General features: G+C 61.6%; 17 protein-coding genes. 5 read left to right on the plus strand and 12 right to left on the minus strand.

Annotated features, from left to right (window positions below):
* Positions 1-19 precede the first annotated feature (19 nt).
* The 6 genes from ABIB29_RS18430 to ABIB29_RS18455 form a co-directional block, all read right to left on the minus strand.
* Positions 20-2,521, minus strand: coding sequence for a DEAD/DEAH box helicase (locus tag ABIB29_RS18430; protein ID WP_354174286.1), 2,502 nt, complete (start codon positions 2,519-2,521; stop codon positions 20-22).
* A gap of 213 nt (positions 2,522-2,734) precedes the next feature.
* Positions 2,735-6,037 (minus strand): type ISP restriction/modification enzyme, encoded by a 3,303-nt coding sequence (locus tag ABIB29_RS18435; protein WP_354174287.1) that lies wholly within the window; start codon positions 6,035-6,037, stop codon positions 2,735-2,737.
* Positions 6,038-6,266: 229 nt separating this feature from the next.
* Complete coding sequence (locus tag ABIB29_RS18440; RefSeq protein ID WP_354174288.1) at positions 6,267-6,515, minus strand: helix-turn-helix domain-containing protein; 249 nt, start codon at positions 6,513-6,515, stop codon at positions 6,267-6,269.
* A gap of 29 nt (positions 6,516-6,544) precedes the next feature.
* Positions 6,545-8,575, minus strand: a complete 2,031-nt coding sequence (locus ABIB29_RS18445) for a hypothetical protein (RefSeq protein WP_354174290.1) — start codon at positions 8,573-8,575, stop codon at positions 6,545-6,547.
* A gap of 59 nt (positions 8,576-8,634) precedes the next feature.
* Positions 8,635-10,704: a coiled-coil domain-containing protein gene (locus ABIB29_RS18450; protein WP_354174291.1), complete on the minus strand. Its 2,070-nt coding sequence runs from the start codon at positions 10,702-10,704 to the stop codon at positions 8,635-8,637.
* Entirely contained in the window at positions 10,704-11,279 is a 576-nt protein-coding gene (locus ABIB29_RS18455) for a hypothetical protein (protein ID WP_354174293.1), read from the minus strand. Before ABIB29_RS18455 ends, ABIB29_RS18450 begins: the two co-directional genes overlap by 1 nt.
* A 338-nt stretch (positions 11,280-11,617) precedes the next feature.
* Between ABIB29_RS18455 and ABIB29_RS18460 the strand changes: the two genes are divergently transcribed.
* Complete coding sequence (locus tag ABIB29_RS18460; RefSeq protein ID WP_354174295.1) at positions 11,618-12,190, plus strand: recombinase family protein; 573 nt, start codon at positions 11,618-11,620, stop codon at positions 12,188-12,190.
* 275 nt (positions 12,191-12,465) lie between these two features.
* Here ABIB29_RS18460 and ABIB29_RS18465 read toward each other — a convergent pair whose 3' ends face one another.
* From ABIB29_RS18465 to ABIB29_RS18490, 5 genes are all read right to left on the minus strand, one after another.
* The gene (locus tag ABIB29_RS18465; RefSeq protein ID WP_354174296.1) at positions 12,466-13,353 is read right to left on the minus strand and encodes an Abi family protein; all 888 of its coding nucleotides are present in this window, start codon (positions 13,351-13,353) and stop codon (positions 12,466-12,468) included.
* A gap of 376 nt (positions 13,354-13,729) precedes the next feature.
* Positions 13,730-14,002, minus strand: a complete 273-nt coding sequence (locus ABIB29_RS18470) for a hypothetical protein (protein ID WP_354174298.1) — start codon at positions 14,000-14,002, stop codon at positions 13,730-13,732.
* 96 nt (positions 14,003-14,098) lie between these two features.
* Positions 14,099-14,419, minus strand: a complete 321-nt coding sequence (locus tag ABIB29_RS18475; RefSeq protein WP_354174300.1) for a hypothetical protein — start codon at positions 14,417-14,419, stop codon at positions 14,099-14,101.
* A gap of 6 nt (positions 14,420-14,425) precedes the next feature.
* Complete coding sequence (locus ABIB29_RS18480; RefSeq protein WP_354174302.1) at positions 14,426-14,737, minus strand: hypothetical protein; 312 nt, start codon at positions 14,735-14,737, stop codon at positions 14,426-14,428.
* Positions 14,738-15,279: 542 nt separating this feature from the next.
* On the minus strand, positions 15,280-15,930 hold the full coding sequence (locus ABIB29_RS18490) for a helicase associated domain-containing protein (protein WP_354174304.1): 651 nt from the start codon (positions 15,928-15,930) through the stop codon (positions 15,280-15,282).
* Positions 15,931-16,166: 236 nt separating this feature from the next.
* On the opposite strand from ABIB29_RS18490, the gene ABIB29_RS18495 reads away from it, so the two are divergent.
* Positions 16,167-16,745, plus strand: coding sequence for a DNA-binding protein (locus tag ABIB29_RS18495; RefSeq protein WP_354174306.1), 579 nt, complete (start codon positions 16,167-16,169; stop codon positions 16,743-16,745).
* A 228-nt stretch (positions 16,746-16,973) separates the two neighbouring features.
* On the opposite strand, the gene ABIB29_RS18500 is transcribed toward ABIB29_RS18495, so the two are convergent.
* A complete protein-coding gene (locus tag ABIB29_RS18500) occupies positions 16,974-17,180 on the minus strand; it encodes a hypothetical protein (protein WP_354174308.1) in 207 nt (68 codons plus the stop codon).
* A 572-nt stretch (positions 17,181-17,752) separates the two neighbouring features.
* On the opposite strand from ABIB29_RS18500, the gene ABIB29_RS18505 reads away from it, so the two are divergent.
* From ABIB29_RS18505 to ABIB29_RS18515, 3 genes are all read left to right on the plus strand, one after another.
* Positions 17,753-18,181: a hypothetical protein gene (locus ABIB29_RS18505; RefSeq protein WP_354174309.1), complete on the plus strand. Its 429-nt coding sequence runs from the start codon at positions 17,753-17,755 to the stop codon at positions 18,179-18,181.
* Positions 18,182-18,259: 78 nt separating this feature from the next.
* Positions 18,260-18,610: a DUF3846 domain-containing protein gene (locus ABIB29_RS18510; RefSeq protein WP_354174311.1), complete on the plus strand. Its 351-nt coding sequence runs from the start codon at positions 18,260-18,262 to the stop codon at positions 18,608-18,610.
* A gap of 550 nt (positions 18,611-19,160) precedes the next feature.
* Complete coding sequence (locus ABIB29_RS18515; protein ID WP_354174313.1) at positions 19,161-20,363, plus strand: IS110 family RNA-guided transposase; 1,203 nt, start codon at positions 19,161-19,163, stop codon at positions 20,361-20,363.
* Positions 20,364-20,408 lie beyond the last annotated feature (45 nt).

Genomic DNA, 20,408 nt, shown 5'->3' on the forward strand with positions numbered 1-20,408 from the left:
GGTACCAGGTCATGTGTGATCATCGCTTACGCGGCGCTACTCCCCATGTCTGAGCGAACGACTTGCCGTTGAGGCGCCACGTAGTCAGATTGGCGCTGACCTTTTCGGTTTCCCGGTAGGAGTTGCTCGCCGCCAGCGCTGCCGCGTATTTGGTGGCGGCCACGCGGAGCTCGGCGAGCTTGTCGAACGTGATCACGGTGGCGCCCGACCGCGCTGAGGCATTCGTGTGCAACATTCGGGCGTTGTGAATCAGGACAGGTGTTGCGGTACATGTGTGGTCGTACTTCTCGTGGAACCAGTCCACGGAGTGCGAGAGCTGCTCCGCATCGTGGCGCCAGATCGCATCCGTAGTGGTGCCGCTCTTGCACTCGATGATCAAGAAGGCCAGCTCGCCCAAGGACCACAGTACGTCTGGCCCTTCTCCCGTGTCGCGCTCGGGTCGATGGGCACCAAAGCCGAGGTGCAGGCCCAAATCATGCATAGCCTGCTCGAATATCTGCACACTGGCCGGGTCAGGATCCGGCACGAGATCATCCACGATCGCCGCCACACCGACGATCAAATCATTGCCATTGCTATAGCGCTCTGTGAGAAATTCAGCGGCCTGCCTGGCCTGATCGGCGATGCTGCTCAACCGGTGGTATTCGACGCCGTCCCGTGGGCGTAGCAATGCCTTGTTGTCGGTCTGCGCAGACTTCTGCATCTGCAGCGCGGCAGCAGGATCTGACAGATGCAGGTAGGCGGCAGCGCGCTGCTTGAGCCAGCCTTCGTGCCGTCGGTCGCCGCGGGCGGCGTTTATGGCATCACGCATCTTCGCGTGGGCTTCGCGATAGCGGTTGAGCTCGGCTAGCCGGAAGGCTTCCCTTTCCGCCACGGCGATGTCAGAGACTGTGCTGGTGGTGGGGTAGGTGACGCCGTCAAGGGCATCTCGGCTCGCCGTGACCCATTGCTGATCTCGGTTCAGACATTGGTTGATCACGCTGCCGAGGTCCTCGAAGGACTTCCCGTGAAGCATGTCCGCGACCTGCTCGGACAGGGCGAGTTGGGCGCGGGTGGCCGGGCTAAACCTTGCCGCGCCGCCCGCCTTGTGCAGACGTTGAGTGAGTTTGGAGCCGAGCAGAAGGACCACGCAATGGTCGTCGTTGGATCGTACTCCGCGGCCCATGCCTTGTTCGATGCGCTGGATTTGACGGGTGATCATGGCATCGCTTTCGTCCAGGGCGAGGGCTTCGATGCGGTCGAGGGCGCTGTATGACTCAGGCAGCCCGTCGAGGGCGAGGATACGGCAGGCATCCCCGGGTAGGTCTATGCCGTCATATCTGTTGATCAGGAGAACTAGGCCAACGTGCCCATCTCGTAGGCGGCTGACGCCATCGTGAATGGTGTCCTTGTCGTATTCGGCCGCGGCGACGTCGCGCCAGAACGCGGCACGGCGTCGGGAGGGCACGATAACTACGACATTGTGATGCTTGGCCTGCTCGACGAGGAAGTCGCGTACTTCTTGGTCGGTGGTGCCAGGGTGTGTCTCTAATGGGGTCAGGATCATTCGGTCGCCCAAGTCGTCCGCTGTTTGCGGGGTGATCGGAGTTGCAATGGTGGTCGGTTCCGCGTCGAAGTGGGTGACCAGGACGCTGTCATCGGCCAGTGTCGCTGTTAGGTATATCCGCCGCCGGGCCATGGCGAGACTGGGGATTCGGTCCACCGGCGGGCAGGGCGGTTTTATCTCGATCTCGCTGTGGCTGATCGCCACGTCGCAAAGGTGCAGGACTTCCCGGATGAGGGGCCACACAAACTTGAAGTCGTTGGTACTCTCGCGGTGTGGATGTAGGGCGTTGAGAACCTGTTCCTGCCTGTCGGCCCAAGACCAGTAGGGGATGCGCAGGGCAACACCGGGGACGTCCTCGGCAAGGTCACGTACCGCTGAGGGCGATTGGTCACGCAGTGCGTCGTCGAACAGGTTTGCCAGGTCGTGGTATGCTACGTGGCTTCTGGGGATCGTGAGGGTGAACTGGTCTTCCAGGGTGGCCAGGCAGGCGTGCGCGTCGTCAACGAGTATCGAGCCCATCTCAATGCGCTGTCGGGTATCTCCCACCACGCCGAACACCGATAGGCCGTTGATCACTTTGTGGATATAGGTAACAAGTATCGCCTTGCCGCCTTGGAACCGCCCGGATCGTGGATCATCGGTTGTTTCGATACCCAAAGCCTGGGCTTCCGCGCGGACTTGGTCAGCGAGGTAGGGGTCAGGCGTTATGTAGACGGCCGGACTAACGCCCTCGTTTAGGCAGCCCTTAAGCATCATCAACCCGACCACCGTTTTACCGCCGCCGGTGTTCATTTTGACTAGCAGGTCGGACTCAGTGCGCCGATCGTGCCAGCTGTCCCAAACTTGTGTCTGAACATCCCACGGTCTGGAGTACTTTGTGGATCGCGCAGGGAGAGCTGCAAAGATCCGCCTCGGTTCTGTCGCGGAATCCACAACCGATCGCTTGGTCAGTTTTCCGAAATCGAGCCCAGTCATCGTTAGCCCCCGGTGGTCGCATAAAACGTGTTCGGTCTGTCTTGGTCGTCATCGTACCGGCTGAGTGTCGAGTTCCATGGCGCCAGGTTGCGTGGTTGGGCGGCTCTGCTTAATACACATTCGCGCCGCACGGAGCCGCCCAGCACCTCTGGGTTACTGATCTGACCCAGAGCTTTTGCGGGGCATCGTTTCATCTGGTCAGGGCACCGAGACCTAGAACAAGTGTCCGTCGGCTCCCGCAGATTCGAGGCTGATGCTCGGGGTCCGATCGTTACGGGTCTTGGCCCATTTCACACCCAGTTCTTCCAAATCGCTGCGCGTGAAGTGGTCTGCCGCGATGATTTGGCTGAGAAGTTCTTCCTGCCGCGGCTCCAGGCTCACCAAGTGAGCCAAGACGGTTAAAAGTTCGGCTAGCTCTGTAGACCAGTCGGCGTCCCAATACCTGGCATTTATGCCGTCCAGTGGCGACGTTTTCTTACCGACCGGTGATTTCTTCCGATACGAGAACCAGGCGTTCACCGTCTTCTTGCCCCCGGTGTTGTATTCCATCACCTGGGGCGGGACTGGACCCCACGAGCCGCCGCCAAAACTTAGCGTTTGGGTCAGTGGATCGTAGGAATACTCGTCGTCGAGCTGCTTCACTGCTGTGAGGTATTTGACCTGGTGGGCGCTGCCGCCCAGGACGCTTCTTGCTCGGCCGGCAGCGAAGGCTTGGCCGAACGTGTGGAGCCAGAGTATTTCTTTCCCAAGTTCGACGCTTTGTTGCCACAGAACGGGATCCTTCGTCAGCGGTACGCGCACCCCCGGCGTTTGAAGTTCTTGCATGAAAGTTGCTGTGTAAGAACTGTGGGAGACCGTGCATGCGACGTAGGCCATGAGGTCTTCAACCAATACCTCTTTACCGAGTTGTGAGGAAATCGCCTGCAGAAGGCCTTGGGTTGCATTTGGGCTTCCGTCCGGGTTGTACATGGCGGCCACCCGGCCCCCTTCACTGCCCTTGAAATAGTCCTCGCTGGGGACCAAACCTGAGAAGCTGACTCCTAGGCCGGAGCGCAAGGACTTTGTGTGCAACTCGAATAGGAAGACCTGGCCAGGGATACGCGCCCGCCAGAGGTCAGGCCGGGGTGTGTCCATGAGGCGGTGATCGGCGATCACGTACTGGCGATCGAAGGACCGGTGCCCCACTCTGACCACGGTGGGTTCAAGTCGGATCTCATCGGCGAACCTTTTAGTGGTCTGCTGCTCAACGTCGTCGCCGAACAGAGGAACCTTGCTCTTGTCCAGAGAGGAGTCTCTGGACTTCTTGAACAGCTCTTCCTTCCGCACACGGTCGTCACACGAAATTAGTTCGAGCCAGCGGGAATTTAGGGTCTCCACGTTAGGCGCCACAACCCAGTTACGGTTCGGTTTGATGCCTCTCGTTATCCATTTGAACAGGTCATCGATCGCTGGGTAGGAGTCCCAATCTCCCGCAGCCGCAGCCGTGAAAGGCGCCGTCCAGTCGGTTCGCACTAAGCGCCACCCTGGCCCGTCGATAGCCACATCATGCAACTGCCGGAACTTTTGGCTTTGGTGCCCATGTAGGGACGTGTAATGAAGGTTGGCCGGAACATCCAACTTGTTGTCTGGCTTCCGGACAAAGATGGAAATGGCCAAGGGGTGCTGCACACCGGGGAATATGCGGGTGTTTACGGGTGGTCGCAACCCTTCGGGCGAGCAGTCAATGAGCCACCCCTCAGAGCAGTTCTTTCTGATGTACTCCCGCATGCCTTTGAATGCAGCGCCGGACATGAAGCTGGAGGGGGTGATGAAGCAGATGATGCCAGCGTCGCCGTCCAAAGCTCCCGGCGGCGGAGTGGACTCGAAGACCTTCCAGAATGCCCAGCGCCAGAAGTACACATAGAGATTCTTCAGGTGATATTCGAGAGAGCCGTTTCCCTCTTGGCGGAAGTCGGCCAGAATACCCTCACCCACGCTGCCTGCGGGACCGTTCTCAACCCAGCCACCCTTGCCTTCGGCATTGTTCTTGTAGGGCGGGTTGCCGATGCACACGGTGACGTTCGTCGTCGATTTGATGTGGTTGGCTCGTTGGCGCTGTTGCGCGATGAGCTGAGTCATATACGACATCTGCCCGACGGCAACGTGCGGGTCCTCCAGGGTGTCGGCCACGAAGAGGTTCAGCCCAGTGTCCGGGACCTTGGCGCCGTGGGCGCGAATGAGATCGGACAAACGCAGCTCTGCCACGGAGTAAGGTCCGGTCTGGAGCTCGAAACCGTAGAGTCGGCGAGCTATTGAATTGATGGCTTCGGTTGCTGCGCCCGGGCCTATTTCAGCCGCGGCTTGTGCGGCGGCCCGCTCCATGATGTGAACGGGAAACGTTCCGGTTCCCATGGCGGGATCAATAACCCTGACATCGGGGTCGCGCAACCGTAGGGATTTGCCCAGCCTGCCGGCCAGCACCTCTTCGGTGAGACGGGTCATTTCTTCAACGACCGGAGCCGGTGTGTAGTAGCTGCCGGACTGCATTCTTAGTTCGTTGTCGTAAACGGCCAGGAAGTGCTCGTAGAGGTGAAGGTACATGTCGCTGACGCCGGAATGTACGCTCTTCCAGTGCACGGCATTGATGGTGCGAATCATCAGGTCGAGGGTGATCCGGAATTTTTTGGACACCGAATCGGTCAGGAGTTGGAGGGCTTTTGCCATCAACCCATGGGACTCCCCGAGTTCGCTGGCGCTGTCGTGAAGGCCCTTTTTGTCCAGGTCGATCCCTTCCGACTTTGCCAGCAGCAAGGCGAATGTCACCGTTTGGGCATAGCCGTCAGCGAATTCTGCATCAGTAGCTCCTGGAAACAGGAGATGTTTCCATTCCTTGGCCATGCCCAAGAAGACTTGGTCTGCGAGCCTTCCGCCGGGGCTGCTGAGGGCGCGCTTCTCGGCAGCCAGCGTGTCCATCACTTCCCCGCGCAGCAGTCGAGTGAGGGGGGCAATTGTCGTGACGAGCTTCTTGACCGAGGTTATGTCTACGGGTTCCCAGCGGAGGAAGTCTGTCAGGAGCCCTTCAAAACGCTCGCCCGGTGAGAGTTTTGTTCCTGCGTTGGCGAGCGTGCCGCCTATCAAGTGGACAGGATCACCGACAGGCTCCCCGGCTCGCCATAGGCGCCATTCGATGCCGTTGGTGTAGAGCAGGTTTGGCAGGTCTTTCAGGCGGTTCCACTGGTTGAGGTTATGGCCCTTGAAAGCTGAAGGGTCGAGGTTTTCGCCTGGTGCCTTTACTTCCACGTAGCCAGTCACCGCACCGTTTACCTGAACGGCGTAGTCCGGGCGAACGCTTCGTTCGGTATCGGCTGCTTCGTCGAAGGCGACAACGTTTAGACCCAGCTGTTTTCCGATGGATGTAATGAGTACATCAAGCGGCTTCCTGATTGATGCCTCAGCCTGGCCCACGTGTCCCTGCAACTTGTTTTTGCAGTCGGTGCCGAAATCGGACACGTAGTCATGCAGCCACTTATTCGCCACCAAAACCCCCACTTATTTGTACTCGCTGCGAATACTCTACGGGTACAGCGGGGAAGCACCTTTGGCCTCGCTGTGTCCGTACCTGCCCTTCGGGTTCGCTGGATGCGATTTTTCTCTGCAGCCGTCACGCTCTAAGAGCCCAAAGGTCAGATGGTCGAGGCGAATATTAGGGCGGCGAACCAACCTTCACCGCCGCCGGGATCCTAGGAGCTCTGCTGGTTCTCGGCCGTCAGCATCTCCGGTGGACGGGGCGGAGGTAACGATAGAGGCTGGAGCGGGTGATACCCGTGGCTTTGACGATCTCGGAGATGGACTGATCCTCCTGGTCGCGAAGGTGGACGGCGTAGGCGAGCTTCGCTGGATCGACCACGCTGGGCCGGCGGACCGGTGTGACGGCTTGAACCAGGACCACCCACGACTCGCCGGTCATGGACGGCTTCACATGGATCAGCTCCGCCTTATAGAGGCCCGTCAGCATGTCTTATGTAGAAGCAGACTGCTTCTCCCTCAGTTTCTTGATGGTGGTGTTCGGTTTCCGGGGATGTCGAACATGACTACATGGCGGTCGCCACTACCGCTATTTCCATCTATTGTGGTGTGCGTTACGTTGCCAGCGAGGTCATCCAGATTAGTGGCGCCTGATGCAGGGGTGCGCAGGACAACAAGAAACCCGATCTTGATATCAGTGTTCCCATACGCCGCGGCCTGCCGGATGTACTTCGTCTTGTCTCCAAGCGCGACATGAGTGGTGTCGACCTTGAGTTCGGCAACCAGGTTAAAGCCCTCGAACGCGAATAGAATGTCGGCGCGTCCTCCGGCGATACTCTGCACCTCGGACTTCGCGCGCTGGCGGAAGTGGTTAGACCCCAGCCATGTAAGTAGGTGGCGGTGCAGCTCGGCCTCGGGCACCTGCGCTTTGAACAGCCACGGTTCGTCAGACTTCTGAGCGTTGATCATAGAGGCAACGTACAATGTCAAGGTCCTCACGACGCGTGTGACGGCGTCGGCTACGTCGCCCTTGAAGTCGTCGCTGCCATTCAGTTTGGAGACGATGTCTGTGAGGATCGCCTCGACGGTAAGATCGGGCTCGGTGCGGGAGATGTGGTGGTAGGTCGCTACGGCTGTCGCGATTCCTGCGAGGTCGTCGGCAGTCAGCGTACAGGCGATCTTGTCAGCCAGTTCAGGGCGGCCGTCCAACAAGTCAGCAAGCAGCGGCGGGATGACTACCTGCTCATCGCCTTTTCCCGGCGGCTCGCTAGCAAGGAGGCGCTCACGGGCAGCTTCGAGCAGGACTCGCACACCCCCAAGTCGACGCCTTATGTCAGCGTCATGGGGCGCAGCGCATGCATGTTGCTGCAGCGCATCAGCATGGTCGCTCAGATGCCGCATTAAGGTGGCGCGTTGGACGAACCCGCCCTCAATGGTTGGTCGGAGAACCTTATGGACGAGACCGGTACCGTTGTGATGGCTGATGAGGTCGTACGAGTGCGATGCATCGTAGATGGCTACGATGCGATCAACGACTACAGCGACCTCGTAGAAGACGTCGCGGTCCATCTGGGCGCCCAGCCACGTGAGGTCCTCGGCGAGACTAACCCAGCTAGCAACGACCACTCGCTTACGGTTCCCAGCCCAGTGGCCGAGGCCTGACGAGGTGACAGCGTACCGTTCAGCATCGCGCCGAAGCATAGTTAGCGCGTCAGGGTCGAACATCAGCCCTTGGGCAGGAACGGTGTCTCCAGCTGCCGCAGCTGTCATCAGTTTTTCGAGGTGGCCGAGCACACGGTTGAGGATGGTGGCGTCTTCCCGGTTAGCTTCAATCTCTGAGAGTCTGGCGCGAGCGACACTGAAGTGCTCGAGGGCAGTAATTGCAGTGCTTGACCTTAGTGCTCGTAGGACCTCGATGTTCGCTGCAGTCCAGGCAATGTCATCAACAACAATGCTGCTGTCCTCGGCAACGACGTCTACCACCCCAACAATGTCGTCGACTCCGTCCCAGTGGTCGTAGGCAGCGGTGATGCTGCGTAAGACGGCCCGCGCATAGCGAGGTGGCTGGGCGCTCTTGATGTCACTAAGCAGCGCCAGGACCTTGAATCGAGAGCCGTACCCGTCAAGAGCCAAACGTGTCAGTATTTCGAGCGCCTCGCCGGCGCGAACCACGTCCCCAAACGCGTCACGTAGATCTCGGCTATCCGGGGGGCCTGCGAGAGACAAACAAGCGTTCGCGAGCGTATTTCCTGCAACGACGAGAAACTTCGGCGAGCCACACATGGTCTCACAGACCGACGCGAATGTTATCGGGTCGTAAGTCTTAGTGAGGACCTCCACGAGTGCGTTAGACGTCGCGATGCAAGCAGGGTTGGTGGTGTCGAGGTCGCGGCACACGATGTTGGTGACCACACAAAGCATCGGATCGTCGACGAGCGTGGAGATCGCGTCAGCGAAGGATTCCCAGCCACCGATGTCCGCGACGATGGAGGGCCGTGGCTCCTTCCCAGTCAGGGATGAACGCAGGCGCGCGATGGTGTCCTGGTTCATCGCATTCTCTCTTCCTTATCGTCGGCTGTGTCGGTTCAGTGCCAAAGCGCCGTTGGCGGTCACCAGACGTAGCCGTCGCCATCAGCGGCCCGCACATTCCCCTCGCTCAGAACCGTCTTGAGTAAGGTTGCGTGAGCGGTCGCTACAAACAACTGGACATCCGTCTCGGCCGCGACGTCTATGAGGGCCCCGAGCATCTCCGACAGGTCAGCCTCGCCAATCTCCTCCGAGGCGGGCGAGTCAATGAACAATAGTCCCGGATGGCGGCCGACACCTTCGCGCTTGCCCACGCGCATCAGTGCGATAGCGGTCGCAATCTTCAGACGGATTCGCTCACCACCGGTGATAGACGCATACCCATCTTCAGCACCCCCGGTCCACACCCTCATGTTCGCGTTGCCTTTGAGAGCAACGTGCTCCAAGTTGTCAATACCGAACTCGCGTGCCAGCCGTGCGATCTCCTGAGAAATCAAGTCTAGGATGGGGTCCTGATCAGCCTTCAACCACTTGTCAACGATTGGCTTGGCAGCCCTCAGAACAGCTCCAACTAGGTCGTTTTCGTCATTCCCGTGGTCTTCGGCAGACTGAATTCCTAGCGACTCCAGGGCGCCCTGAGCATGAGCAAGGTCGATCTTTGCCTGTTGACGTTGCTCCGTCGCGGCCAAGCCCTCTTGAGCAGCCGTCGCCGAACTAGCGGCGTTCTGCTCAGCTTCCTCCGCGCTAACCAAATCAGATTCGACCGTATGGGCAGACTGCTCGGCAGCGGCAAGAACCTGCTCCAGCGCAGCCAGAACATCGATAGCATCCGCGTCATCATCGTCACCAACGTCGATATCTGTTACCTGCGATGTCAGCTGTTCACGATCTTCGGCAGAGACGTCGGCCGCAACCATGACCTGATCGTCGAGAGCAGCCAAGTCGAGATCGGCGTGACACAACGAGCACTCATGCTCATCGTGTTCGGCCCGACGGTGCTCCTCGGTCACCCTTGAAGCACATCGAGGACATTGAGCCGGCTGCATGCCGTTGAAGAACTTGCGCGCCAGCATGTCCTCTGTCGCCGCCCGTCTGCGCGCCAACTCGGCCTGAACGCAGGCGCGTGCTTCGTCGACAGCCCCACGAGCAGTCATAAGCTGCAACCTCAGTGCGTGAGCCTTCCGCGAGGTGTCGTTGGCGTGACTCACCAATGCAAAGACACCCGCAACGTCCGTGGCACTTGACGGTAGAGATTCCAGCGCAGCCCGAGCCTGCTCGAACCGAGCCTCAGCTTCAGCGCGCCGCGTCTTGGCGAAATCGTTGCCAGCCAAGGCCTTTTGCGCTGCCAGTTTGCTCTCGTATTCATATCGGCCGAGAGCTGCATTTACTTGTCCAACCGGCGGCGCCCATGACGTGCCCGCAAACATCTGCAGGAGCCGAGTAGACAGGGTCGACACATTACCGATAAGAGGGTCGAGTTGGTCTGCGAAGAAGTTCAATGCCCCCGCGTACGAAGGCCACGCGTGCGGCTGCAACTGGTCTTTCGCCCACACGCTGAGATCCTCAAGCCGCAGGCGCTCGAGCATGAACGAGTTCATCAGCGCTTCGAAGGTATCCACATTGGTGAACGTACCCAGCTTGACGCCTTCACCCTCTCTAGACAACAGACGTTGCCACAAGTTCCCGTTGGGTACACCGTCGACTGCATTGAACACGACGGCGAACAACGTCCCATCGATCCTAAACTCGACGGTAACCCTGCTGATCCACCGTTGGACGTCCGCTCGCAAAGGAGATCGCCCCACGAGCGCCCACGAGATGACCTTCATTACTGAGGACTTACCACGAAGATTCTTCCCGCTGCCTACACCGTTGACGCCGGCGGCAGGGCTCCAATCGAACTCGAACGGGACCTTCACCCTGGGCTTGTCAATATCGTGTTCAGTGGGAGCCAAAGCGTCCCCACCGTCGTTCACCACCAGCGACTTCGTGCCTGAGAACGCCACTCGGGTGATGTGTAGTTGCACAGGAACACCAGCGTTCGAGCGGTCTAAGATGCCCTCCTTGACCAAGATCTGTTCGACTCGACCGAGTTCAAGATCTTCCCACTTCTTTACGAGTTTCGCGTGAATCTCGGTACCCAGAATCGTCATTAGTTCACTCCACTTACTTGAAATTGAGTAGCCAGCCGCTGCCGCACCACTGGCGCGATCGGCGCGATCCGCAAACCCAATTGAGTCTGGGCGTACTCTGCCTGCTCGTACTGCCGTTCCTTGAGCCGGCCACCCTTGTCTGAACCCGCGACCAGACCGACTAGCTCGGCCTGCCGCCCATACCAAGACAGAAGCGGGTCCGCAGCCAGCTCAACCGCCGCGGCAACACCTGCTGATTTCAGGAAGAACTCGTTGCGATACCGTTGAGGAGGGTTGCCTTTGCGACGTACCTCGGCTAATCCATAGGATTGCAACATTGAGAAAGAATCGTCGAGTGCTTCGTATGCCCCCCGCAGCCACTTCGGCATCGGATACCAATGCAGATTCGGTTCCGATCCTTCAAGCAAATCTTGGGCGAGCGGCAGGTACCTAGCGGCGTCCAGCTCGCCGGCAGCCACCTTGCTAATGACTTGATCTGCCAGATAATCAGGGTTCCTCAGCCAGAAGTCGAGAGCTTGTAGGCGCAGTTCGCTGCGGATGACTTTCACGAATCCATCAGGGTCAGCGTCGGTCACTGGTTCTCCGCATGTGTGGAGCAGGACCAGGACTCGGATAGCATGCTGGTTCTTCGTCGCTTCCGGCCGATGGGGCTCAGCAACCGTCAATGACGGCCGGTCAGTCATCTCAGAACGTCCCTCTCTAGAACTTCCATAGGCCGAAACTTACCGGCAGCACCAGCATAGGGGCTCGAACCGAATAACCGACGCCAAGCCTTCGCGATGTCCGGTAACGAACGTTAGCGAGACACATCCACCCCGGTTATAGGAATCGCGGAACCACGCGGTCGACTCTGTAACGGTTCCCGCGTACGCGTCAATGTAATGCCCAACGGGGTTGGTGATACATTTCGGTCATGCGAATTGGATACGGGCGCGTCTCGACACGCGACCAGCACCCTGAAGCCCAACACGACGCCCTGCACGCGGCCGGTTGCGAGCAGGTGTTCCTCGACACCGCATCGGGGAAACTCGCCCGCAGGCCCGAACTCGACAAGGCACTGCTCTCAGCCAACCGGTCCGGCGATCAACTGGTTGTCACCAAGCTGGACCGACTAGGGCGGTCGCTGGAAAACCTCATCGAACTGTCCAAGACACTGCAGGATCGCGGCGTGGACCTGGTGGTCCTGGACCAGGGCATCGACACGTCCACACCGGCCGGGCGGATGTTCTTTCAGATCATCGGCTCGATCGCCGAGTTCGAACACGCACTGATGTCCGAACGGACCCGTGACGGGCTCGCCGCCGCCCGGGCACGCGGGCGGACCGGCGGGCAGAAGCCCAAACTCGGCCCGCGCCAGGTGAAGTTGGCCCGGGAAATGTATGAAGAAAAAGGCCCGGACGGGAAGCGGGCTCACACGGTGGAGCACATTGCCCAGGAATTCGGCGTCACCCGGCCCACCATCTACCGGCACCTAGCGAAACCATGACCCTGTCGGCGTTTCGCCCGGAACGCTATGTCGGCATGTCCGTGGGGCGAGAGCCTTGGCAGATACCGTGCAGTCCGAGAAGTTGCGGTTTGTGCAGGGGACTGTTGAGCGGAATGCCGTTCCGTGCAGGCGACTCCTGATGCATCAGTATCCATACCCTGCACAACCCCGGAAACACATGACCAGCTGTGCAGACGGGTAGAGAAAACGACCGGGGGAGTGTCTAATTTTGAAAGCCCGGATCCGATGGTGTTGGAACACTGAAATTTCGGTCGCTAGCGGCGGTGCGGATGTGTCAGCCCCAGACGAAACTCGGGGTACTTGTCTATGTGGCCGAAGAGGTCCGCTGAGTACGATGTCGTGCCGTTAATCCCGTCCACGGCAGACGCCAGCATGACTATGAAGGACCAAGGCGTCCGGCTATATATGGTCTTATCCTTGTCGGTCTTCAGGTCCTTGAGAACCCGGGGGGGATTGACGCAGCTGTGATTCCAGATTCGCGCGCTATGGGCGCACTTGTTCCGCAGGGTCGAAAAGGACCGCGAAATTGTCTCAGTGAACTCTGGATCGGGGTAGCCGAACGACTTACTCACGGGGTATCGGACATCGTCGTTGAGAAGTAGCCGGTACATCTTGGATACGGTCCCCATTGATAGAACCTCTACGGCAACCCAGAGGGGGATGGGTTTCTGTGCGGACAGGTGAGATCTGATGAAGTCTTCACGAGAACGGGAGAGTTCCTTTTTGATGTCTGCCACAAGTTCGACGCGCAGCTCCACCTTCTTACCCTCGCGAACTTCCACTTCGTCGCGGTAGAGATCTAAAGAAAGATAGTCGTAGGGGTCACTGACGGTGGAAAAGAAGTAAGCAAGCCGCGTCCGGAAGGTGACCTCGAAAGCGGTTAGTCCCTCCAGAAGAATGCTCCGCAGGATCTCATCAAACTCATAGACATCGTTAATCATGCCCAGCGTGATTCCAGGGTTGAAGGTGTTGTCGCCGTTATGCGGTGAGACTTGAAAGTACCGCCAGTAGCCCGAGAGTCTGTAGTACCCCTTGCTCAAGAGCAGTCGCCCCAAGGCGTTCCTGTCGCCGACGTCATAGCTGAGCTTTCTTTCCTTCAGGAGCGTCAGCTGTTCAGCGATAGTCAGGGCAGGCTTGTTCATGCCCCAAGCATAGGTTTAAAAGAAAAGCCCGCCGGTCTTGGGGAAGCTTTCGCTCTAGCCCTGGCGGGGTTTGTTGCATTCAGACTATCTGAAGTTGGGCCAGAAAGAAATCTCAGGAAATCTAGGGCGCGCCTCGGCGGCTCGGGTAACGGCGGTAGCTGTTGGCGCTGATGCTTACGGCGCGGCCATGCTGGCCGGGGCCAGGTCAGTGGTCTGTACGGATCGCGATTAGCTTATGGCCATCCGGGATCTTTCCGGTGAGAGCTTCGCGGGCTTCTTCATAGGTGCCCCCTGGACGCTCACGCGCTCGTAGCTGCCGTCGGGTGCTTCAACTGTGCCGATGATTTTCACCTGAACACTGTATGCCTGGCGGAACTTAGAGGCCCTCCAGCGCCTCGACTTCCGCGGCGTCGAGAAGCGCCGCTGCGTCTGCCCCGGTGGCACGGGCCAGGTCGTCTAGGGACTTGAAGTGGACCCGGGCGAGGGTGATGGCCACCAGTTCGAGGTACGCGGTGCCGTTGCGTTGTCCGAGGCCGTCCAGGTACTTCCGCATGCGCCCTTCCAGAGCGCCGGGGCCTTCGGATTCCTCCGCGGCGAGCCGCGTCAGCGTCAGGGCTGCGAGGTCCGGGTTGTCGTAGATGAGTCGCATGGGCCAACGCTACGCACCCCGCCGGTCCCGTCAAGGGCCGGCGTCAGCGCCAGCGGTAGGCTTCCAGTGCGCGGAGCAGGGGAGCGGGGTCCGTCTTCAGGTGGTCGACGGGGCGGGTGCCGGCAAGTTCCCTGGACGGGGTGACCATCCAGACGGTGAATTAGTTGTGCGGATCTGCAGTTCCATCGCGCGCTGAGAGAGTCCGGTGACGGTTGGTTGGAGTTGTCCGCCGGGAAGGAACTGGAATCCCGGGCAGAAGGTCCCGTCGTCTATGAAGGCGCGGACAAGCTGGCGCATGACCGGTTCAGGGTCTTCCATGAGTTCGGAGAGCTGGCGCCGCACCTGCGCGAGGGTCGGCAGCGCGAACTCCGTCCGGATGCCGGCCCAGGTCTGATCGCTGATCGTTTGAGGGGTCATTGTGGCCTAGTCGCTGATGCTTTCTAGGAGCCACTGGGTGGAGAGCGGACTCCGGCGCAGCGTAAAAGTCCGAAGGGTCGAGCTGGAAGTTCCGAGACGGACCTGCAACTGCCAGAACTCGACGCTCACCAGATCACCGCTGCCGACGGCCGCGGTACGCCGGGTATTCCACCAGGCATCCCGGGTGAACCAGTGCACCGGGTCGGCGGCCACGGCCCAGATCCGGCCCTCGTACCGGACGGCCAGGGGAGTGCCGGCCGGGGTGATCCGGACTTCGACCTCAACGTCCAGGGTTGTTTCATTCGCTACTGCTGTCACGGGTTACGCGTTCTCCCAAGTTTCTGGTCATCATTTTTTCTCGACGGGTGACCGCCGAACTCCACACCCAGGTCCGGTAAGTCAGCGGCCCGTCCTTCCATGTCACTTCCACGGCTTTGGCCGTCCAGGCGTACACCTCGCCGTCCACCAGCTCGGCGCAGTTCGGGAACCTGATCCACGCCTTATCGGAATCCCAGGGAACCCGTTTTTAGACGGGAAGTGCTCGAAATCGAGTTCTTCTACCGTCAGCCCAATCGGGGACGCCCGCCGCGCGTACTGCGCCTGCAGCCTGCTTGCCTGCTCCGGTCCCATACCACCACTTTAGAACATATGTTCGAATCGACACGCCAAAGAAAAGCGCGAACCATGCGGTCTCATCTGATGCATGTTCCACGCAGATCTCATTATGGATGGTGGCTACGACAGTCCAGAATCCGGGGTTCCGACGCGGGTCTCCGGCGGGGGCGGGTTGAACGCCAGTGGGGACAGCCTGAGCTGTGCGGAGGGCTCCGCCTGCCCCCAATGGGCACAACCCGGATCGGTCACCGCCGGGATGGTCGGCCGCGGGTCCGGCCGGTCTGCCACCCGGGAATGGTGGTGTTCAGGAGTTTGACCTTTTCAGGGTCGAGGTCGCCGCGGCGGTGTTTGTAGCGCTGGGTGTGGATCCACACTCCGAGGGTGTGTTCCCGTTCCGAGGCGTAGTGGTGGTGGCGGGGCCAGTCGTTGCCTTCGGCGCGGAAGTCCATGAGCTGGGCGAGGCGGTCCTGCCACCGGGCCTCATCCGTCACTGCCCTGAGGTTTCTTTCCCACCCGGGGGCGTGGGCGAGGCCGTTACGGTAGGCCGGGTCAAGGGTGCGGTCGGCTGCTTGGCGCCGGCGATCCGAGAGCCACCGCGCCATCGACCGCTCACCCTTGTCCTCGGACCGTTCGCGGGGGAACCGGCCCTCGGCGGTGATCCAGGCGATGACCTCGTCCATGCGGGCAACGTCCGCGGGGGAGGGGACGGCCGCGGTCGCGGCGGCGGCGTGGTGTGCGGGTTCGAGTCCCGGGTCCTGGCGGCGGGCGATGACCAGGTGATACCCGACGGTGGTGGGTTCGGCGCGCACGAGATCTGCGATGCGTTGCCGGCTCAGTCCGAGCCGGTACATCAACACCCATTCCGCGTCCGGAGCGCGCCGTACCCGCCTGTCCATGATGGAGCCCATCCTGCCACGGCCACCCCACACGACGGCCGGCGGTGAGGAGGCCAGCCCGGCGGAGTTCCCTGGCCGCAGCCGACCCCCCGAGCTCCCGGGGCGGCGGGCGGGCCGAGGGGAAGGCTAGGTCGGCGGCGGTATTGCCATCCAGTAGTAGGAGTAGTAGTTTTGGTACTACTACTACTACTACTACTACTCCTACTACTTCTGAGGTTGTCGCCGTGGCGTTGAGTGTGAAAGACCGTGTGTTTGCTGCTGCGGAGCAGATCAGTGCCGAGCGCCGGCCTACCGTCTCGACGGTGCGGGCAGCGGCGGGTGTGAGCAACGCCGACGCCACCCGTTACCTGAAGGAGTGGGTGGAGGAGAAGCAGGCCGCGGGAGGCCGTCTCGCCGCTACGCCGGCAGCGGTGTTGGAGCAGGCCGCGCGTCTGGCCGGGGCCTGCTGGGCCGAAGCGTCCGCCGTGGCCAATGAGCGGCATGCCGCTGCTGAAGTGGTCTGGGCGCAGGAGAAGAAGGACCTGGGCCTGGAGATCTCCGAGCTCGTCGCTGACCTGGACAAGGTCACGGGCGAGAAAGATGCCGCCGTCGCCGAACTCACCGCCCGGGTCACCGCCCTGGAAACCCAGGCCGCGGCGATGGAGGCGCAGCTGGGGAAGGCACGCGCCGCCGAACAGCAGGCCAGCACCGCAGCCGCCGACGCGGCGGCCAGGGTGGCCGCGGCCGAGGCTCGGGCCGAGACCCTGCAAAAGGCCCACGACGCGCTCCTGCAGCGCATCGTGCCGGAAACCCCGGACAAGAACGACCGGGACTAAACGAACCAGTAGAGGAATTCCCCCGGCGTTGAGCTGCGCGGGAGGGGCACGACCTGACCTCTTGAGCCGGGGACAACAGGCCCCCTCAGGGAACCGCTGACTCTCGTGACCTTCGTGCTGTCCCTGACCGCGCTGGCGAGCCTCGACTGGCCTCTTGTGGGGCCGTATCCGGGGCCCGGTTCTGGCAGGACTCTTAGACCGCCGGCGCCGGCGTCGCCCGCCCCGCCGCTACCTTGGAGGCTGGGCTTCCGCGGCCGGGAACTCCCGCAGCGTTGCCGCTACTGCTCGGACTGCTGCCGGGTCTTCGGTCCAGGGCTGGCCCGTGCGGGTGCAGGCATGGAAGTTTGTCAGTTCCGATGCCTCCTGGGCCGCCGCCAGCTCGGCCCACGCCTCTTCGAGGTCAATGAGCTGTTCGGTCGTCGGGGGCTCCCTCATCTCCCGGGCGCCCGCCTGGGGCGTTGACTTACGGGTGCCGGTGGCTCTCGGGCGTTTCCTGAAAAGACTCCGTAACCCCATGTGCTGCCCCTTTTGATTGGAATGGCCGGCCAGGAGGTGCTGCTCGGGAGAGAAGCGCCTGCCACTGACGGGACTCGTCCACCCTAGCAAGACCCTGATTTCCGCTTCGCTCCAACCAGGTTTTGGGCGTCCGCTGGCGCGGCCGGCTGTTGGGTCCAGTGCGTCCGTCGCAGGGCTCCGGATGCCCTGGCCCGCATCTCACGTCTGCGACGTTTTTGTGTTGCTGTCCTGCGGATTCTAGGCGTCCGCTCCAGCCCGTCCAGCCCCTCCTTCGTCGGGGCCCGCGGTGCAGGAAATGTCCCTCCGGCGCTCCTTCGTCGCTGATTTCCTCCGGGAATTTCCTCCCCCTTGCCAAGGTGGACAGGCCTCCGTCGGCCGCCGAGCAAGCGAGCTTGCCAGCAACAAAAAAACAACGGGGGGCAGGGGACGCTGGCCGGTCACCTAAGCCGCCCCACTCACCTAAAACTTCTCGGACAAGAAGGACCAACACCATGAACGCAATAACCACCAAGACCGTGACCACCAAGGACACCGGGGAGACCATCGACGGCGTGACCGTGCTGGGAGATTACCACGAGAACGGCGGCTACGACTGGATGGAACTCATCGAAGCCGAGGGCTGGGCCGTCGTCCCGAGCTGGGGTTGTGACGGCTGGGACCTTGGCAACTGGCCCTACGTCATGGTCGCGGCCACCCGGACCGCTGACAGCATCGGCAACCTGTTTGGCGTCGCCACGTATTGCGAGGGAGACGTGAGCTGCACCTTCTACCGGACCAAGGCCCGGCAGTGGGAAGCGATCACCGAACAGGCGTTCTTCCACTGGAAGAACGGACAGGCCCACGGCCCCGACGACTTGCCCGAGGCCGCCGCGGAACTTCCCTCCCGCTACCGGATGCCCTACACGGTCAACGCGGCCTAACCAGCGCCAGAGCCGGTGCCCCGCGCACAGCGGCGGGGCACCGCACCCCACCAAAACCACGTGAGAGGACAACCCTTGATGAGCACCTGCACCGCCCTGATCATCCCCGCCGACGGACGCGAACCGGCACGGGTCGAAACCATCGACGCATCACTGGAAAACCTGCAAACCCTCGTGGCCGGAAACATCGAAGCCGTGAGCAGCTACGACTGGCACTTTTACATCAACGAGGAAGGCAAAATCCTGAACCTCGCCCCCAACCGCCGCGCCGCTCAGCTGGTCTTGGAAGAAACCGGAGTCCTGAGCGATGTCTACTGTGGGAACGCCGTGTTCCTGGGCGAGACGGCCGACGGCGCCGAAGCCGACGTACCCGAGGAACTAATCGACCTCGCACAGCAACTCTTCGGACTGCAACAACCGGTGAGCTGACACCCCAGACGGTGGCCGGCCTTCCCGGGCCGGTCACCGCTGGCGGTCCGCCGTCGTGGCCGGCTCCCGCTTCTGGTTACCAGCGGCGGACCGCCAACGCCCAGGCCCTGGTGCGGGAGGCCGGGAGGTGCGGCAAGCCGTCCGCAGCACACCAGGTGCAGATCCCGGGGTGCTGGTGAATGGTTCGCAGCGCTCACCCCAAGAGGGGCGTCCGCTGGCGCGGCCGGCTGTTGGGTCCAGTGCGTCCGTCGCAGGGCTCCGGAGACCCTGGCCCGCATCTCACGTCTGCGACGTTTTTGTGTTGCTGTCCTTATGGTGTTGACGGGTGGTTCCGTGGCCGTTGTAGGGTCGTGGCTACCCGGGGGAGGCGGGTATGGCTTTGTTGCTGTGGCCGGACGATTCGCGTCGTGACGGCTCCGAAGGATTGGCCGCCCGCACTCTCCGCGATGACCCGACCGCTGATTGAGAGACGCGACTTGAATCGCCGGATAAGGACACGACGGCGCGGTTATCTGCCGGGTTCGACCCGTACGACAGACTGGAGGCTGTTTTGGCGAATTTGTGGGCCGGTATCGATGCCGGCAAAGCCCATCATCACTGCGTCGTGATCGACGCCGACGGGAACCGGCTGTTCTCGCAGAAAATCCCCAACGACGAACCGGCCCTGCTCGAACTCGTCGCCACGGTCCTGACACTGGCCGGCGGGGATGAGGTCATCTGGGCGACGGATTTGAACCACGGCGGGCCGGCGCTGCTGATCGCCATCCTCGTCGCCCACGGCCAGAACCTTCTGTATATTCCGGGCCGGATCGTCCACCACGCCTCCAAGCTCTACCGCGGAGAGGGCAAAACGGATGCGAAAGACGCGGCTGTAATAGCTGACCAGGCCCGGATGCGCAAAGATCTGCAGCCGCTGCGGGCCGGGGACGAGATCAGCACCGGGCTGCGGATCCTCACCGCCCGGCGGGCCGACAAATCCGCGGACCGGGTCCGGGCGATCAACCGCCTGCAGGCCCAGCTGCTCGAATACTTCCCGGCCCTGGAGCGGGCCTTTGACTACAGCCGCTCCAAAGCAGCCCTGCTGCTGCTGACCAAACACCGGACCCCGGACGGGATCCGCCGCACCGGCCAGGCCAGACTTCAGGCGTGGCTGAAGAAACACGGGACCCGCTCCTCCGCCGCCGTCGCCAAGGCCGCCGTCGACGCCGCGAAATCCCAGCACACCACCGTCCCCGCCCAGCACCTCGGAGAACAGGTCGTCGCCGCCCTCGCCCAGGAAATTTTGACCCTGAACAAGGAACTGGCCGATCTGGATGCGCTGATCAGCGAGAAAGTCACCGAACACGAGCACACCCAGGTGCTGCTCAGCATGCCAGGCTTCGGCCCCGTCCTCGCCGCGGAATTCCTCGGCGCCACCGGCGGAGACCTCACCGTCTTCCAGTCCGCCGACCGGTTCGCCGGCGTCGCCGGACTCGCCCCCGCACCCCGGGACTCCGGCCGGATAACCGGCAACCACCACCGGCCCCGCCGCTACGACCGCAGGCTCCTGCGCGTCTTCTACCTCTCCGGCCTCTCGGCCCTGAAAAGCTGCCCCGCCTCCCGGACCTACTACGACCGCAAACGCGCTGAAGGCAAAACCCACATCCAGGCCATGCTCTCCCTCGCCCGGCGCCGACTCAACGTCCTCTGGGCCATGCTCCGCGACGGCACCACCTACACCCCAGTCCCCGCGCTGGCACCAGTTACCACCTGACGGACAGGCCAGGGGCGCGGCACCGGTGAGTGTCTCGGGGGTGCG

Source organism: Arthrobacter sp. UYEF36, from assembly GCF_040547025.1.
Lineage (GTDB): Bacteria > Actinomycetota > Actinomycetes > Actinomycetales > Micrococcaceae > Arthrobacter.

Coding starts and splice junctions, on each gene's coding strand:
- ABIB29_RS18430 (WP_354174286.1), bottom strand. CDS start 2,521: ATGACTGGGCTCGATTTCGGAAAACTGACCAAGCGATCGGTTGTGGAT.
- ABIB29_RS18440 (WP_354174288.1), bottom strand. CDS start 6,515: ATGCTGACGGGCCTCTATAAGGCGGAGCTGATCCATGTGAAGCCGTCC.
- ABIB29_RS18445 (WP_354174290.1), bottom strand. CDS start 8,575: ATGAACCAGGACACCATCGCGCGCCTGCGTTCATCCCTGACTGGGAAG.
- ABIB29_RS18450 (WP_354174291.1), bottom strand. CDS start 10,704: ATGACGATTCTGGGTACCGAGATTCACGCGAAACTCGTAAAGAAGTGG.
- ABIB29_RS18460 (WP_354174295.1), top strand. CDS start 11,618: ATGCGAATTGGATACGGGCGCGTCTCGACACGCGACCAGCACCCTGAA.
- ABIB29_RS18465 (WP_354174296.1), bottom strand. CDS start 13,353: ATGAACAAGCCTGCCCTGACTATCGCTGAACAGCTGACGCTCCTGAAG.
- ABIB29_RS18470 (WP_354174298.1), bottom strand. CDS start 14,002: ATGCGACTCATCTACGACAACCCGGACCTCGCAGCCCTGACGCTGACG.
- ABIB29_RS18475 (WP_354174300.1), bottom strand. CDS start 14,419: ATGACCCCTCAAACGATCAGCGATCAGACCTGGGCCGGCATCCGGACG.
- ABIB29_RS18490 (WP_354174304.1), bottom strand. CDS start 15,930: ATGGACAGGCGGGTACGGCGCGCTCCGGACGCGGAATGGGTGTTGATG.
- ABIB29_RS18500 (WP_354174308.1), bottom strand. CDS start 17,180: ATGAGGGAGCCCCCGACGACCGAACAGCTCATTGACCTCGAAGAGGCG.
- ABIB29_RS18505 (WP_354174309.1), top strand. CDS start 17,753: ATGAACGCAATAACCACCAAGACCGTGACCACCAAGGACACCGGGGAG.
- ABIB29_RS18510 (WP_354174311.1), top strand. CDS start 18,260: ATGAGCACCTGCACCGCCCTGATCATCCCCGCCGACGGACGCGAACCG.